The sequence below is a fragment of the Ktedonobacterales bacterium genome, assembly GCA_036557285.1.
GTDB lineage: Bacteria > Chloroflexota > Ktedonobacteria > Ktedonobacterales > DATBGS01 > DATBHW01.
Map to the genome: position 1 here is coordinate 73,358 of DATBHW010000052.1, position 16,029 is coordinate 89,386.

The 16,029-nt window shown below is 61.0% G+C and carries 11 protein-coding genes; 6 read left to right on the forward strand and 5 right to left on the reverse strand.

All coding sequences use genetic code 11. From position 1 onward, the window contains the following. Nucleotides 1–143 precede the first annotated feature (143 nt). The gene (locus VH599_15490; GenBank protein ID HEY7349718.1) at nt 144–1,580 is read left to right on the forward strand and encodes an FHA domain-containing protein; all 1,437 of its coding nucleotides are present in this window, start codon (nt 144–146) and stop codon (nt 1,578–1,580) included. A gap of 70 nt (nt 1,581–1,650) precedes the next feature. Here VH599_15490 and VH599_15495 read toward each other — a convergent pair whose 3' ends face one another. Continuing rightward, nucleotides 1,651–2,886, reverse strand: a complete 1,236-nt coding sequence (locus VH599_15495) for a S53 family peptidase (protein ID HEY7349719.1) — start codon at nt 2,884–2,886, stop codon at nt 1,651–1,653. A gap of 160 nt (nt 2,887–3,046) precedes the next feature. Next, complete coding sequence (locus tag VH599_15500; protein HEY7349720.1) at nt 3,047–3,511, reverse strand: hypothetical protein; 465 nt, start codon at nt 3,509–3,511, stop codon at nt 3,047–3,049. 127 nt (nt 3,512–3,638) lie between these two features. Between VH599_15500 and clpB the strand changes: the two genes are divergently transcribed. From clpB to VH599_15515, 3 genes are all read left to right on the forward strand, one after another. Continuing rightward, nucleotides 3,639–6,275, forward strand: a complete 2,637-nt coding sequence (clpB, locus tag VH599_15505; protein HEY7349721.1) for an ATP-dependent chaperone ClpB — start codon at nt 3,639–3,641, stop codon at nt 6,273–6,275. 268 nt (nt 6,276–6,543) lie between these two features. Next, nucleotides 6,544–7,653 (forward strand): hypothetical protein, encoded by a 1,110-nt coding sequence (locus tag VH599_15510; GenBank protein HEY7349722.1) that lies wholly within the window; start codon nt 6,544–6,546, stop codon nt 7,651–7,653. Nucleotides 7,654–7,661: 8 nt separating this feature from the next. Further along, nucleotides 7,662–9,128: an FHA domain-containing protein gene (locus VH599_15515; GenBank protein HEY7349723.1), complete on the forward strand. Its 1,467-nt coding sequence runs from the start codon at nt 7,662–7,664 to the stop codon at nt 9,126–9,128. Nucleotides 9,129–9,152: 24 nt separating this feature from the next. Here the strand turns inward: VH599_15515 and VH599_15520 are convergent, their stop codons facing one another. The 3 genes from VH599_15520 to dnaB are packed head-to-tail and all read right to left on the reverse strand — an operon-like array spanning nt 9,153 to nt 13,107. Then, entirely contained in the window at nt 9,153–10,019 is an 867-nt protein-coding gene (locus VH599_15520) for an ATP-binding protein (GenBank protein HEY7349724.1), read from the reverse strand. Beyond that, a complete protein-coding gene (locus VH599_15525) occupies nt 9,991–10,704 on the reverse strand; it encodes a DnaD domain protein (GenBank protein HEY7349725.1) in 714 nt (237 codons plus the stop codon). Before VH599_15525 ends, VH599_15520 begins: the two co-directional genes overlap by 29 nt. 12 nt (nt 10,705–10,716) lie before the next feature. Then, nucleotides 10,717–13,107 (reverse strand): replicative DNA helicase, encoded by a 2,391-nt coding sequence (gene dnaB / locus VH599_15530; GenBank protein HEY7349726.1) that lies wholly within the window; start codon nt 13,105–13,107, stop codon nt 10,717–10,719. A 460-nt stretch (nt 13,108–13,567) separates the two neighbouring features. On the opposite strand from dnaB, the gene selB reads away from it, so the two are divergent. Both selB and VH599_15540 read left to right on the forward strand, forming a co-directional pair. Beyond that, a complete protein-coding gene (gene selB / locus VH599_15535; GenBank protein HEY7349727.1) occupies nt 13,568–15,526 on the forward strand; it encodes a selenocysteine-specific translation elongation factor in 1,959 nt (652 codons plus the stop codon). A 282-nt stretch (nt 15,527–15,808) separates the two neighbouring features. Further along, nucleotides 15,809–16,021, forward strand: a complete 213-nt coding sequence (locus tag VH599_15540) for a hypothetical protein (protein ID HEY7349728.1) — start codon at nt 15,809–15,811, stop codon at nt 16,019–16,021. Nucleotides 16,022–16,029 lie beyond the last annotated feature (8 nt).

Genomic DNA, 16,029 nt, shown 5'->3' on the forward strand with positions numbered 1-16,029 from the left:
CGCGTAGACCACCAAGAGCCAGCCGCGATCTTCTGTTGCCAGATATGGTAAGATAATCATGAGCAGGGGAACACCCTCGATGCCAGAGATAGGAGGCGCAGCGAGGCTGTTTAAGAGCAGCGTGGGCTGCGGAGGAACAACGTATGCAATCTCAAGACGACCAGCCGCCAGGCACAAACGACGCGACCCTGGTTGCTCCGCGCGCTCAGCAAGTTGCTGCCAGACTCATCCTGAGACGGGCCGATGGGCAACTCAAAGAGTATGGGCTGGACAAAGACGAGATCACTATTGGCCGCCTGGCAACGAACGATGTAGCCTTGCCAGATGATCGCAGCGTCTCGCGCCGCCATGCCGTCATTCGGCGCAGCAACGTTGGCTATGTCATCGAAGACCAGCAAAGCAATAATGGCACCTACGTGGATGGGGAAAAGATTCTGTACCCGTTTGTGCTGCATAACGGCCAATCAATCAAGGTCGGCGGCAACGAACTTACCTTTACACTTGTCAGCGCGGCGCTGAGGCCAGCCGGGCCAGAGAGCCAACCCCTAGCGCAGCCGCTGCAGCCCACCCCAGCGGCGCAGGAGTCGACGTTCAATCAACCGATCCCTCAGCCAGCCTTCAACGCGCCGCCGCAGCCGGACCTGTTTCCCCCGCCGCCACAACCGACGCCAGCAATGGACCAGCCACCACCGGGCTTCCCGCAAGCCCAGGCTGCGCCCGCTTTCCAGCAGCCGCCACCGGGACAGCCCTTCCAACCTGCCGCGCCACAGTTCCAGCCCGCCGCACCCACGCCTGGTTTTCAAGCGCCGCCCGCGCCCGCCTCCGTAGGGACAGGGATGATTACATGCCAGAGCTGTGGTCAGCCCACTATGGCAAACAAGGCGTTTTGTCTGAACTGCGGCGCGAACCTGGCCGCGCAGAGCGGCCCGGCGGCTCAGGCTCCTGGCGGTTCTTCCGGTTTCGGCGGCCCTACAGCCGCGCCCATGCCTGGACCTGCCCCCCAGCCCTGGCCTGCGCCCCCACAGGCACAGCCGCAGCCCTGGCCCCAACAGCCGGGACAGCCGCAGGCGCCTGGGCCACAGCCCTGGCCCCAACAGCCACAGCCACAGGCGTGGCCCGGCCAGCCTGGGCAGCCCGGCCCATTTGGGCCAGCCCCCCAGCCATCTGCTCCGGCAGCAGGGCCGCTGGATGGAACCGTGTTTTTCTCCAAGGGGTTGCGCCCGCTGCAAACCACGGACATCAGAGTGCGGCTGGCAACCCAGTTTGTCGCCCCTGGCGGCTTGCAACCGGGCGCAACCATCACGGTGCGCATCTGGTCTGCCGCGCAGGATGCCTTCTACTTCGGCGGACCAGGCATCACCCTGCGCGTCCCCGCGCCGGGCGGGGTGGAGGAAGGCGCCCTGCAAATCACGCCGCTGCGCCCAACGGCCCCAGGAGCCACCGACCAGTTGCTCTTCATGGTCGTTGACGCAGCGAGCGGCCAGCCGCTGCATCCCACGCCGGTCCCGGCGGAGGTCGTCATTTCCTATCAGCCTGCGCCACCATTTGACGGGCCGGGTTCCTTGCGCCTGCCCATCTAAGCGAGAGAGATGAACAGCGGCCTGGCTGATCAGCCAGGCCGCTGCTGGTTATAAGCGATCCCTCAAAAGATCAGAATCCGCCAGTGCCGTTAGGCGTGCCGAGGCCCGTCGGGCCATCCCAGCCAACCCCGGCGGTACAAAGGACTCGGTTGCGGCGGCTGCAATTCCCGTTGCTGCCGCTGGTGACATCAAAGAAGCTGCTCGCGTGGCTATAGGCAAAGGAAGCGTTGTTAATGATGCTCCCATTGCCGGCCAGCCCATAGAAACTGGCGATGATCGGAGCAGCCACGCTGGTGCCACCAAAGACCAGCCAGCCGCCGACGCCGAACGTGTCATACACATCCACACCGGTATTGGGATCGGCAACCGCCGACACATCGGCAACCGCCCGCCGCGCGCAATTGCCGGTCAGCCCATTCTGCCAGGTCGGCTTTGGCACATAGCGGCTGCAACCACTGCCCGCGCCGCTCCAAACCGTCTCAGTCCAGCCCCGGCTATTGCTGGCGTGAACCAGATGGGTACCACCAACAGCCGTCACATAACGCGATGCCGCCGGGAACTCCACGCCAAAGCCGCTGTCCCCGGAACTTACTGTCACAGGAATACCCGGATGATTGTAGTGAGACTCAAAGGAGGTTTCGCCGTTAAACTCGCCACCACCATAGCTGTTGCTGATTGCAGTGGCGCCGTGGCTGGCGGCTGTATCAACTGCCGCTGCAAGATTGTTAAAGCTGTTAGAATTGGCCTCCACGAGCATGATATGGCAATTGGGGCAGATGGCGCTGACCATATCGAGGTCGAGTGAGATTTCTTCGGCCCAGCCAACATTCGTTGCAGGATAGGGGCCTTGATTGCCGCTCTGATTGAGCTTGCGGAAGCACCCATTGGCGGTCGTGCAGGCTGGCAGACCAAACTGCGCGCGATAGACCGCCAGATCAGACTCGGCGTTGGGATCATCAAAGGCATCAACAATGGCTATCGTCTGGCCGCTGCCAGCCGTTGAATTGACGACGTTGTACGCAGACTGGAGATCGCAGGGGGTATAACCACTAGACGGGTTGGCGCAACTGGTAACGTTAGGCGAGACGGCCAGGCTCTGGACGGCGCTGCTGCCACCATGTCGTTGGATAGCAAAGCAGCGGGCAAAGCCTCGTGCGGCGCTGCCGCAGGCGTTGGTAAACGTGGCGGGCGAAGCTGCGCTAGCAGGCGCAGCACTCGCTACCCCCGCGAAGGCCACTGTCAGCGCCAGAGCACTGACGAGCGCGAACGCGCTGGAGAGCGAGAGGACACGTTTCAGTAGTCGCATGTGTGCCGATTTCCTCCTGCTGTGTGTAAGCAAGCCCTCCACCAATGGAGAGCCATGCCCAGGCAAAACCACACCTCCGGCCTTGCATCGTGGCCGGAAGAAACCTGGCAGCGCAACCGTCCGAGAGGTTCAGACGATATTGTCCTATCTCCAGATGGTTCTATGTTGAGATGGTCGTATGACCACCAGCGATAATTCTGGCCCGGTTTGTGGTAACGGAGGAAATTGACAATCGCCTGGTTATGAACAGCGCAAGAGAGGCACATCCATGATACTGAGCACCATTCCGTTCAAGGGGTCCGAAGGAGAGGTCCAGAGAAAGCATACCATGCGAAGGGCGTGGTGTCAAGCCTGGGGCGATGAAAAGTTCTGCCAAAAAGCGGGGGCCACCTTGCAGCGCCGCCGTCCCGGCGGCAGGGGGCTGCGGGGCGGTGTACCTGTAGCGCCGCCGTCCCGGCGGCCAGCGTTGGCCTGCTGGCGCCGTGGCCCGGAGGGCGAACGCTCGCCCTGGCGCAGCGTTGAGCCGCCGGGACGGCGGCGCTACAGGCGCCAGCCCCCGATAGGTGGTGGAACCGCGATGAAAAATCACAGCGAGGTGGGCATGACGAACTTTGATAGCACTCATATCAAATTATCTTGCATGAATCCTATCAGAGTGTTATAATTGCATGCAAAGAGCGCACACCCGCGCGCTCCCGAATACCGTACCGCCTATCAACTTGCACGCACCCTCAGCAGGAGGAGGAACGCCAATGGCGATGAAGATAGATCGCTTCACCGAGAAAGCCCGCGACGCGCTGGGCCGGGCACAAGAGATCGCCCAGGAACACAACCATCCCCAGGTAGACGCCGAGCATCTACTCTCTGCCCTGCTGGAGCAGGATGGCGGCATTGTCCCCGAAATTATTACTAAAATTGGCGGCGTTCCCTCGCTGCTGCGCAGCCAGGTCAACGCGGAACTAGATCGCCTCCCTAAAGTCTACGGTGGATTGGAGCCAACGGTTGCATCGCGGCTGCGCCTGACGATTGAGGACGCCTGGAAGCAGGCCGAGCATTACAAAGACGAATACCTCAGCACCGAGCATCTGCTGCTGGCCCTGGAAGGGCTGCGCGACGGTGTTGCGCCGCGCCTGCTGCGGTCGGCAGGCGCAACACCTGACGCCACCCGCAAGGCGCTTTCTCAGATGCGCGGCTCGCAGCGAGTCACCGATACCAACCCTGAAGGCAAATATCAGGCGCTGGAAAAGTATGGCCGCGATCTCACCGCGCAGGCCGAACAGGGCAAGCTCGACCCGGTGATTGGCCGCGATGAAGAGATTCGCCGCGTCATTCAAGTGCTGAGCCGCCGCACCAAAAATAACCCCGTGTTGATCGGCGAGCCGGGCGTTGGAAAAACGGCTATCGCCGAAGGACTGGCAAACCGCATCGTCAATAAAGACGTGCCCACGACGCTGATCGATCACCGCGTCGTCGCGCTGGACCTGGGCGCGCTGATCGCCGGAGCCAAGTTCCGGGGCGAATTCGAAGATCGCCTGAAAGCTGTCTTACAAGAGGTCACGTCTTCCAACGGCCAGATCATCCTCTTCATTGATGAACTACATACCGTCGTCGGGGCGGGCGCAGCCGAAGGCGCGATGGATGCCTCCAACATGCTCAAGCCGATGTTGGCGCGCGGCGAACTGCACTGCATCGGCGCAACGACCCTGGACGAATATCGCAAGTACATCGAGAAGGACGCCGCCCTGGAACGGCGCTTTCAGCCGGTGATGGTTGGTGAGCCAACCGTCGAAGAAACGCTGGAGATTCTGCGCGGCCTGCGCATCAAATACGAGGTACATCACGGCATCCGCATCACCGATGAAGCCCTGGTGGCCGCCGCCGAACTCTCGCACCGCTACATCACTGATCGCTTTTTGCCGGATAAAGCCATCGATCTGGTGGACGAAGCCGCCAGCCGTCTGCGCGTGACGCTGGACAGCAAGCCCGTCGAACTGGCCGATGTCGAGCGCAAGATCGGCCTGCTGGTGGGCGAGCAGCAAGAACTGCGGCAGAAAGACGACCCCGCCAGCTTGGAGCGTCTGGCGCGCGTTGATCACGAACTGGCAAGTCTGCGCGAACAGCAGCGCGCCATTCAGATGCACCTGGAGAGCGAGCAGGAGCCAATTGCCCGCATTCGCGCCCTGAACGAACAGCTAGATCAGGCGCAGATCGATCTGGAGCGCGCCTTCCGCTCGGCACAGGAACGCAATACCTCCGACGCCTGGGCGGCGCACCTGGAGAAGAAGAAGGCCGTCGCCGATCTGGAGCGCCAGCTTGAGGAAGCCAAGGCGCGCCTGGACGAGCTTCAGCAGAGTCGGCGCATGCTCAAAGAGGAAGTGACCGCCGAAGACATCGCCGAGATCGTCGCTCGCTGGACCGGCATCCCCGTCACCCGCATGATGGAAAGCGAGGTACAGAAGCTGCTCAACATGGAGGAGCGCATCCGGCAGCGCGTTGTCGGCCAGGACGAGGCGATTGCCATCGTCTCGGATGCAGTGCGGCGCTCGCGGGCGGGCCTGCAAGACCCGAATCGCCCGCTGGGCAGCTTCATCTTCCTGGGGCCAACCGGCGTCGGCAAGACCGAACTGGCGCGCGCCCTGGCAGAGTTCCTGTTCGATGACGAGCAGGCGATGGTGCGCATTGATATGTCCGAGTACATGGAGAAGCACACCGTCAGCCGTCTGATCGGCGCGCCCCCCGGCTACGTCGGCTACGACGAGGGCGGCCAGTTGACCGAGGCGGTGCGCCGCCGACCCTACAGCGTCGTCCTCTTTGACGAGATCGAGAAGGCCCACGCCGATGTCATTAACGTCTTGCTGCAACTGCTGGATGATGGCCGCCTGACCGATGGACACGGGCGCACCGTGGACTTCAAGAACACGGTGGTCATCATGACGAGCAACCTGGGCAATCAGTGGCTCCATGAACTGGACGGCCTGACCGACGACGAGCTTGCCAAAGAGACACGCGAGCGCCTGCACGAATACTTCCGGCCAGAGTTCATCAATCGTATTGACGAGATTATCGTCTTCCAGGCATTGGGGCAGGAGCAGATCAAGCAGATCGTCGAGATACAGACGCGCAGCCTGCAAAAGCGGCTGGCGGATCGCAAGATTACGCTGGAACTGAGCGACGCCGCCAAAGACCTGGTGGCCCGCGAAGGCTACGATCCCGTCTTTGGAGCGCGCCCGCTCAAGCGAGCGATTCAGCGCGAGATCGAAAATCCGCTCTCGAAGCTGCTGCTTCAGGGCGCGTTCAGCGACGGCGATACCATTGTCGTTGATGTCGCGCCGCTCGGCAACGGCCTGGCCTTCGAGCGCAAGACACCCGCCGGAGTCCAGAGCGCCTAGCGCCCCGTCAGGAGGATGGGCAGCGCATGCGCTGCCCATCCTCCTGACACTCACAGTAACGTTCTCTGGCGTCTCTATTCCCCAAAAGTACTACTTTCCCTTGTTGAGATGCCGCGCCTGTGCTACCCTGGTGCTGCCAGGAGGACAGGAGAGGGCAGGCAACCCCCATCATCTCCACGCTCCCCGGAGCGCGTCCGCCTGCGCCGGGCCTTCGTAGATTCAACCGCATTGCGATACAGCAAGCCTATACAGCATCGGAACCTGGCTCATGAGCATCCTGGGGAAACGCGCGCTGAAACTTGGCCTCTTCCTGCTCGGCCTTTTCCTTGCCGCTGCCGTGTACGTGGGGGGTGGTCTGCGCTCCTATCAACTCTATCAGCAAGCCTACGCCAGCTACGGCCAGGGGTCGTGCGGCGCTGAGTTTACCTGGAGCCTTGCCCCGCAGGCGCTGGCCGCCGACAGGAGCGACCGGCCAAGATTGCTGACCGGCTTCTATAGCAACCTTCCCAGGCTGCTCACGGTGCGCTATCGCAGCGCAGCGCCCCAGCACATCACGCTGAGCGTCCAGATTCCAAACTTCTCGCTAGAGCAGCCCATTGCTGTAGACGCCACGCCTGGCTGGAAAACGCAGGACTTTCATCCCCCCATTCTCCCTGGCGTCATTGACACGCTGGCAAACGTCTCGTATCGAGATAGCCAGGTGGTCTTGCGCGTGCGCGATGCGTCGGGCAAATCCTGCGAAGATAGCAAGCCGCTGCGTCTGCTCAGCAGCCGCGCCATGAGTTGGATAGACCCGCAGGGCCGAAGCGACGCTGATTTCCTGGCGGGCTGGGTCACGCCACAAGACCCTGCTATCCGCCAGTTGCTTGATCGCACCACTCAGCGCATCAAAGACAACCCCTCGCTCTATCCCGGCACGACCTCGCTGATCGGGTATGATGGTTCCCAGCAAGATGTCATCAATCAGGTCAACGCCATCTATGACACTCTGGAGCAGGATTACCATATCCGCTACAGCCGCATTACCATTCACTACGGCCAGCCACAGGTCGAAAATATCCTGCTTCCCAAAGATTTGCTGCAATCGGGGATAGGCATGTGTGTGGAAACTACGTTAACAATGGCCTCGGCCATCGAGAGCCTGCATATGCGCCCGTTTATCTATATCAGCGCCTCCCATGCCTTTCTAGGCGTGGCGCTGGGGCCAACCAGCACCGTACAGGAGTTCTGGGAAACATCGCTGTTGGGACAGCACAATCTGGGGCGGCAGGCCAACCAGCAAGGCGATAGCGAACACGATCACGGCATTGAACCAATTACTCGTGTGATTGATATTGCGGCAGAGCGCCAGCAGCAAAACATCTGGCCGATGGAATGAGGGGCATAGTGATCACGGCAAATTTCCCTATGTGGTTCCGCGCGGGCTGCTACGGTGGTTTGGGATGCAGCCTGCTGGTCGCGGCGGGAGTCGCCACGTATGCGCTCGCTCGCAGGCGTGGCACGCCGCGCCAACTGGCAGGCGCTATGTTGGGGTGTCTGGCTGCTGCTGTCTGTATCCTGCCAGCCATTATCTGGAGTCAGACCCGGCTAGACCTGCAAGGACCGGCGCTGAGCGTTTCCGAAGTGCTGCTCTGGCTGGCCTGGGTTGCGGTGATCGGCTGGATGCTCCCGCTGGGCATCAGCGCCGGTTTTCTGCTGCTGGCCCCGCCATTCGACCCCCGCCAACTGCGTCTGCGCCAGGCGAGCCGCGCTGTGCGCATCCTTCCGGTCAGCGAAAGCCTCGAAGAACGCCAGCGCGAGCCGCTGGGGCCAGGTGTCACCTGGGGCGTCCTGGTGCATCTCGATGGCCCTTACCTCCAGCGCCGGGTCGCGCTCAGCCGCCAGGTGATCTTATTGGGCCGCGAACGTGATAACGACATCCTGCTGGAGACCGATCTGGCCTCGCGCTACCACGCCGAACTGCGCCTGGATCGTGGCCGCGCCTATCTGATGGATCGCGGCAGCATGAACGGCACGTCCGTCAACGGGCAGAAGATCTGGGGGTTGGCGCCGCTTCAGGATGGCGATCTGTTGGAGATTGGCGGCCAGCGATTTCGCTATGAAGACCCACTGCGCCAGATGCGCCAGAACGCCCGGCCCGCTTCGCAGCAGGAGCAGGATGGCGGCGCTCACGACGGTGAAACCCTCGCGCTTCCCGCGCTGCGCCCTCAGCCTGCTCAGCCAGAAATCTCTGGCGGGCGGCTCTTGCTCAGCGGCGGGCCAGGAGCAGGACAGGTCTTTCAACTCAACAAAGCGGTGATCACGATTGGCCGCAGCAGCGAGTGCGATGTCTTCATTCCCGACGCCTCGATCTCCCGCCAGCACGCGCAGATTCTCCGTCAGGAAACCGGCTGGTACGTGCAAGACCTGGGCAGCCGCAACGGCGCCGCCCTCAACGGGCAGCGCCTCAGTTCGCCTCAGCGGCTGGTAGATGGGGATACGCTGACCATCGGTAATATCCCCCTGCGCTATCTCAGCGCCCATGAAGAGAGCGAGGCTTCTGAAGAGGCGCGAGCAGAGGCAGCCCCCGCAGCCAACGAGACGCCAGCCGACGATGAAATCACCACCGGCGCCCCAACCAGGGCGCTGCCGCCGAAATCGCCAACCATTCCCCTGCGCGGGCGCGAAACCCCCCGCCCGCTGCGGCTGCCCACGCGCCCGCGAGAGCAGACATCTGGCGCTTCAGAGAGCGACCAGGAACCCAAAAGCGCAGCGCCAGCCCAACTCTCTAACCACGCCTTTCACCCACACCGCCTGGTCACTGATCGCGCCTTTCTGGCTCCCGCCAAACCGCCGCCAACCAATCAATCGTGAAGCAGCCAGCGCATACATCTCCCGCTAGGAGCGGCGTCCCTGTTTGGCAGGCACATTGCGCGGGCGATAATCCGCTGCCTTGATATGACAGCGGCGCGCCAGCCCCAGATCAAAGAGGCGCGATTGAATGCGCAGATCGAGGCCCTTCAAGTCCGTATTGGTCGTAATAATCGTGGGCATGCGGTACTCGTAGCGATAGTTGATGATCTGGAAAAGTTTTTCCGTTGCCCAGGCCGTAGAATGCTCCACACCCAGATCATCCAGCACCAGCAAATACGCCTCCCGAATGCGATCAAACAATTCGTGATAGGGCATCTCATTGCTGGGGGCAAACGCGGTGCGCAGATGATCCAGAAGTTCAGGAACCGTCGAAAAAATCACCAGGCTATCATGCTCCAGGCAGACATTGGCAATCGCCGCCGCCAGATGGGTCTTGCCACAGCCAACCGGGCCACTCAAGACCAGCCATCCTTGCGGGTCATCCGCGTAGGCGTGCGCCATCCGATACGCTTCCTGAACGCCGGGGACGCTCTGATCGAACGTATCAAAGGTCTGGTCCCAGTGCGAATCGAGCCTGGCAAGCCGCCCCAGTTCCAGACGACGCTTATTTTTGAGTTCTTTCTCTTTGCAGACGCAAGGCACAATCTTGCCAAAATTGGGGTCGTCCACCGGCAAGTCTTGCCCAAGATAGCCCGCGCCATGACAGATCGGGCAGGCTTGATCGCCGTCCTGCCGCCGACTGGCCTTCGTTTGTGACCTGGCCGCGCCATGTTCTCTGCTAGCCTCATCCAGCAGGTGATCCAGCGAAAGCTGCTCGGATGGCCCGTTGCCATTGGGCGGCTGCTGACGACGCTGCGGATAATTAGCGAGCGAATCGCCCAGGCGTTCCATGACTCACCCCTCCTTTGCCTTCGGTTTCCCAGCGCCGCAGAATGGCGCGAATATAGCTCCAGTTGCGTTTATTCTGCTGCATCGCCTCGCGGAAAGCGTCCATAATCCAGTCTTCGGGGTAATGCTCAGCGGCATCCTTCAGTTCATCAGCCAGCAGCGGTACCAACAGACCGATGTTTTGCTCATAGAGCGTAAAGATCGTGGGCTGGTCCACTTCCACCGAGATAGCGCCTGCTGCAAACGACGCGCCAGCCTCGCCCGCCGGACCCTCCAGCTTCAACAATCGTTCGGCGGGCAGTTCGCCCTCCCGAAGCTGCGCCACCGCCTGGCGGCTCGGCTCCGTATTGAAAAAGTACCAGCCCACCAGTTCATCATCCAATCGCAGCCGCACACACAGGAGCGTACCGCGCGCCACCGCCAGTTCCAACCCCGCGCGCAATCGTTCCTCCGGCGGGCGCGGATCGCCCTTGCGCCGCAGGCTCCGCCGCAAGATCGGGTCGGCAGCCAGTTCACGCTCGCTGGCGCAGCGCGGCGTCCCCCGCTTCTGCGAAAGCCTCCAGAAGAGATGCAGCGTCACCTTCAGTTCGGCGTAATCCTCAATCTCCGGCAGCAGCGCGGTAAAAAACTGCTCCGGCAGCGGGACCGAGGGATTCTTCCCGGCAGGAAAACCACTGAAGGCTGGCATACGACTACACTCCTACGGCTGCGTCCCATGGAGATCAAGGTTGCGGAACAGCGTCTGGCTGGACTTGAAGTACAGGCTGAACTGCCCAATCGGCCCGTTGCGGTGCTTGGCAACAATAATATCGGCGATATTTTTGCGATCACTGTCTGGATTATAGATTTCATCTCGATAGATAAACAATACTATATCGCTATCTTGCTCTATCGAGTTGTGAGCAATGATATTGTTGCCCACAAAGTTATGCAGACCCTCTACTGTCAGGTCGTACACCTCTTCTTCACTATCCAACTCAATAGAAACAATCTCATCCCAGTACACATCGCTGCTCGCAAGCTGCATCAACTCCTCTGAACGTACTACCTCAGCTACACGAGTGGCGCGCTCCCGGCTGAGATTGCTCTTAGCCAAAGTGCTGCCACAATAGGCTACACCTATCGCAGCTTGCATCTGTCGCTCCGTCATGCCAACAGCCACGCGGGCCGGATATACGATCTCTCGCCAAACAGAGCGGGGAACCACATCACGGTTGGTATTCGCAGTGCGAGTTGCTAGATATGCCCGCACCCCTTCCAGCATCTTTTGCTTGCGCTCGCCGACGATTCCAATTTGGTTAATGAATCGCTCTTGATCGGGCTTCCCAGAAACATCCACATGGTATTGATCGCGCCCCTTATTTGGTTGTGGGACACATATCACCCTGGCATTGATGTCCAGACGCAAAAGCAAGGACTGCACATCAGTCACTAATTTGAGGCTGCTCGTCGCATAATAGATGGTGGGGGCATGAGTTATATGAGACCAGGCTGTTCCATCCGTCGCCCACAGATGTCGCAAGAAGCAGGCAATTTCTTCTCGCGGCTGGGCGAAGACACAGGCCGGAACAAACTTTTCATAGGAGCGTAGCCCATCAATGCCCATCGCTTCCAGCAGTGCTAATTCTTCTTGAGGCACCGTCGCTGTTTGCGGGCCGGGCAACGTGCGCGGCAAGGCGATACGCATCTCAGGCTTCATCTCATCAAGCCGCCGCCAGCCTTCAATGGTTAAGAATTGGTGATTGCCGGTTGCCCGAATGCTGCGGCCAAGCTGTGTTTTGAGCTGATATACCAGCTTATGCCCGGTTGAGAAGGCGCGCAGCACCGGGCGTGGCTCCAGCTTCCATGTCTCTGTATTAAGCGCCAGGACGTTAAAGCCGCTCTGCCCAACAAGGCTATCAATGCGCCGATAGCTCCCCTCATCAGGCAGATAGATCAGCGTCTCCCCTGTCAAACAGCCACTCTCTCGCAGATCGGAAAGCTGGGGTACCCGCGACTGTCGGCTCTCCACCGCGCGCGAAAGCTGCGAGAGCGCCAGCACCGGCACATCCAATTCGCGGGCCAGCGCCTTCAAGTTCCGGCTAATCTCCGAAATCTCCTGCACGCGGTTCTCGTTGCGCCCACCAGCGTGGCCCTGCATCAATTGCAGATAATCAACGATCACCAGATCAATACCACGTTCGGCGGCCAGACGGCGCGCCTTGCTGCGCATCTCCATCGTGGAGATACCCGCCGTATCATCAATATACAGATCGATCTGCGAGAGCCGCCCGATAGCGCGACTGATGCGTTCCCACTCCTCATCTTCGATCATCCCCGTGCGCAGCCGCTGCTGATCGATGCCCGTATCCATTGCCAGCAGGCGCTGCACCAGTTGTTCTTTGCTCATCTCCAGCGCGAAAAACGCCACGCGATTCTTCTTGAGCGCGGTATTATAAGCGAGCGACAAGGCCAGGGCGCTTTTGCCTACAGCCGGTCTCGCCGCCAGAATGATGAGATCGGACTTTTGCAGGCCGCCGGTCATTTTATCCAGATCGTGGAAACCAGTTGGCAGGCCGACCAGCGAGCCGCGCTGCTCGTGCAGTTTGTCGAGCTTCTCATAATAGTCTTCCAGCAGGGTGCGCAGGTCGTCAAAATCGGAGCGGTTATAACGCTGGCTGATGGAGAAGATTAACTGCTCGGCTTTATCGAGGGCAATATTGGCGTCGCTTTCGTTATAGGCCAGCGCCGCCATCTGCCCGGCAGCGTGAATCAGCCGCCGCATGATAGATTCGCGCTCCACAATGCGCGCGTAGTATTCGACGTTGGCGCTGGTCGGCACCGCGTTCACCAGCGATGAGATATACGCCGCGCCGCCCACCTCTTCCAGCCGCCCACGCCGCTGAAGTTCATCGCACAGCGTAATCAGATCAGCCGGGCCGCGCTCTGCATAGAGATCAAGCACCGCCTGGAAAATCGCGCGATGCGCGTCGCGGTAGAAATCTTCGGGGCGCAGAAAGTCGGCAACCTGGACCACCGCCTCCGGGTCAATAATGATGCTGCCGAGTACTCCCTCCTCGGCCTCGATATTCTGCGGCAGCAACTTTTCCATGAGACACGCTCTCTTGAGAGAAACACTGGCTCTCAGCCCAACAATATCGAACAGCAGTTCTAAAGACGATTATACCATTAGCTTGCAAAACACATAAGCATCTTTGGGGCCATGAAGTAGGCGGCATCTTCTTTTATACACTCGATTCCTTCACTTTGCAAATCGCTCCTGCTGAGCTTTGGTTGTGGATATGTGGATAAAATGCCATCTTTGTCAGCATAATCTGCCAATAAACGTCCATACATTGCCGCTTGAGGAACCTGCTCTCGCTTTATCCACAGTCAATTGGGGATAAATCGGCACTTATCCACATCTTTATCCACAAAGTTATCCACAAGCCAGGCGGTGATATTTCAGATGCCAAATTGGCAGCCGCAGACCGCCAGGGGTTATAATCAGCGGAAAGGGGCGTTGACCTGCATGCACCCATACCCTCTTGCCCAGCTATGAGTTCTCAGTCATGAGTTGTATCGGAACCGCCGGACATGTTGATCACGGCAAATCCACCCTTGTCACCGCGCTCACCGGCATTGACCCGGACCGCCTGGCCGAAGAAAAAGCGCGCGGGATGACCATTGATCTTGGCTTCGCCTGGCTGCGCCTGCCCAGCGGGCGCGAGGTCAGCATCGTTGATGTTCCAGGCCACGAAAACTTTATCAAGAACATGCTGGCCGGTGTCGGCGGCATCGATCTGGCCCTGCTGGTCGTCGCCGCCGATGAGGGCATCATGCCCCAGACCGAAGAGCATCTGGCGATCCTCGATCTGCTGCGTGTCAGTCGGGGAATTGTCGCGCTGACCAAGTGCGATCTGGTGGAGGAAGACTGGCGCGAGTTGGTGCGCGAAGAAGTGGCCGCCCGGCTCAGCACGACCACGCTCGCGGGCGCGCCCATCCTGCCGGTTTCGGCTTACAGCGGGGCGGGCCTGCCTGAACTATTGGCGGAACTGGATCGCCTGCTGGAAACGACCCCTGGCCGCCAGAACAGTGGCCGCCCGCGCCTGCCGGTTGATCGCGTCTTTACCATCCAGGGCTTTGGCACTGTCGTCACCGGCGCCTTGCTGGATGGTTCGGTCAGCGTCGGCCAGGAAGTCGAGATACTGCCCCAGGGCTTGCGGGCGCGCATTCGCAGCCTTCAGACACACAAAACCAGCGTGGAGACCGCCCAGCCCGGCGGGCGCGCCGCGATGAATCTGGTGGGCGTCGCCAAAACCGATCTGGCGCGCGGCGATGTTATCAGCTTGCCGGGGCGATTGCGAACCACAACCCTGCTTGACGCGCGCCTGCAACTGCTGGGCAGCGCGCCGCGCCCACTCACCCACAACGCCGAAGTTGATCTCTATGTTGGCGCTAAAGAAGCGCGGGCGCGTGTCCGGCTGCTGGAGAGCGACGAGTTGCGGCCCGGCGAGCGCGGCTGGGCGCAGTTGAAGCTGGCCGAGCCAGTGGCTGTCGTCCGGCGTGACCGTTTTATCCTGCGTATCCCTTCGCCCAGCCTCACCATCGGCGGCGGCGAAATCATTGACACCCAGCCACGCAATCACAAACGCCGTCAGCCCGCTGTGCTGGCCGCCCTGGAGATTCTTGAACGCGGCGCGCCCGAAGAAGTCATGTTCACAGCCCTCAACGGCGCGGCGGGCGCTGGCCCACGTCGCCCGGACAGTAAGAAATCAGGCGCAGCCCCGCCAGGGTATGCGCTGCATGGCCTCCAGGGCTACGAAGAAGAGGAAGCCAGTCGGCGCAGCGGCCTCTCATTAGCAGAAGCGCGCGCTGCCCTGGAGACATTAGCGGAGCAAGGGCAGGTCACACGGGTGGGAGCGTTTTATTTTGCCGCGCCTGTCTGGGAGCGGCTGCGCGAAGCGGCCAGAGCGATTGCCGCTGAGCATCACCGCCAGTACCCACTGCGCGCAGGCTTGCCCAGGGAAGAATGGCGCGGGCGGCTGGGTCTTTCGCCGCGCCAGGCCAGCGACGTATTAGCGGCCCTGGTGGCCGCAGGCGATCTGGCCGAGGCAGCCTCGGCCTCGGCTGTGCGTCTGCCCGACCACGCGCCGCGCTTTACTGCCGATCAGCAGCGCAAAGTGGATGCCTTGATGCGTCAGTTTCACGCAGACCCTTTCAGCCCACCGGGCCGTCCTGAGATCGAGGCGGCGGTTGGGCCGGATGTTACCGCCGCGCTGATCGATCAAGGCGCGCTCGTCAAGATCAGCGATGCGTTCCTCTTCAGCCGCGACGCCTATGACGAAGCCATCCGGCGCATCGTTGCCCACCTGCGCGGGCGCCAGACCATCACCGTTGCCGAGGCCCGCGACCTGCTGAATACCTCGCGCAAATATATGCTGGCTTTGCTGGAACATCTGGACGAGCGGCGCATTACCCGACGGCTTGGCGATGATCGCGTGCTGGGTCCGGCATCCCTCCTTTCCTGACACTTGTAGCGAACGCCCAGGCGCCACACCCGCCCCGCCCGCGCCAGCACGGAGGCTGGCGGTACAGGCGGCTTCCTGCCTGTACCGCCGCCGTCCCTGGCGGCGCCCGGTGGGGGGTGTGGCTCCTGCCGCTCCCGCCGCGTGTTGTCTGACGCCAGGCTCAGCAGAATACCTTGCATTTCACCTGCCCGGCATGCCATAATCAGGAATGGATTCCCGCGCTTCAGGCGCGCACAATCCAGCATCGGCAGCGTATCCCCAGCTATACAGGAGGTTTTGGCTATGCAAGAAGATATTCTTGGCACGCGGCGCACCGCCTTTCCCGTCAGCTACGTGCAGTGTACCCGCTGCGGCAAGTCCACCTTGCGCCAGCAAGCCCAGCTTGTACCCAGCGATGCCCTCTCTGAAGAACGCTCCGAATATGAGTATCTCTGCCAGACGTGCCAGGCCGAGCTTGCCAGTGGCGAAAAAGACCTGCCCACAGCGAATGGATAGAGCCATGC

Excerpts from the sequence above, each read along its gene's own strand:
- VH599_15490 (HEY7349718.1), top strand. The coding sequence starts at position 144 with ATGCAATCTCAAGACGACCAGCCGCCAGGCACAAACGACGCGACCCTG.
- VH599_15495 (HEY7349719.1), bottom strand. The coding sequence starts at position 2,886 with ATGCGACTACTGAAACGTGTCCTCTCGCTCTCCAGCGCGTTCGCGCTC.
- VH599_15500 (HEY7349720.1), bottom strand. The coding sequence starts at position 3,511 with ATGAGTGCTATCAAAGTTCGTCATGCCCACCTCGCTGTGATTTTTCAT.
- clpB (HEY7349721.1), top strand. The coding sequence starts at position 3,639 with ATGGCGATGAAGATAGATCGCTTCACCGAGAAAGCCCGCGACGCGCTG.
- VH599_15510 (HEY7349722.1), top strand. The coding sequence starts at position 6,544 with ATGAGCATCCTGGGGAAACGCGCGCTGAAACTTGGCCTCTTCCTGCTC.
- VH599_15520 (HEY7349724.1), bottom strand. The coding sequence starts at position 10,019 with ATGGAACGCCTGGGCGATTCGCTCGCTAATTATCCGCAGCGTCGTCAG.
- VH599_15525 (HEY7349725.1), bottom strand. The coding sequence starts at position 10,704 with ATGCCAGCCTTCAGTGGTTTTCCTGCCGGGAAGAATCCCTCGGTCCCG.
- dnaB (HEY7349726.1), bottom strand. The coding sequence starts at position 13,107 with ATGGAAAAGTTGCTGCCGCAGAATATCGAGGCCGAGGAGGGAGTACTC.
- selB (HEY7349727.1), top strand. The coding sequence starts at position 13,568 with ATGAGTTGTATCGGAACCGCCGGACATGTTGATCACGGCAAATCCACC.
- VH599_15540 (HEY7349728.1), top strand. The coding sequence starts at position 15,809 with ATGCAAGAAGATATTCTTGGCACGCGGCGCACCGCCTTTCCCGTCAGC.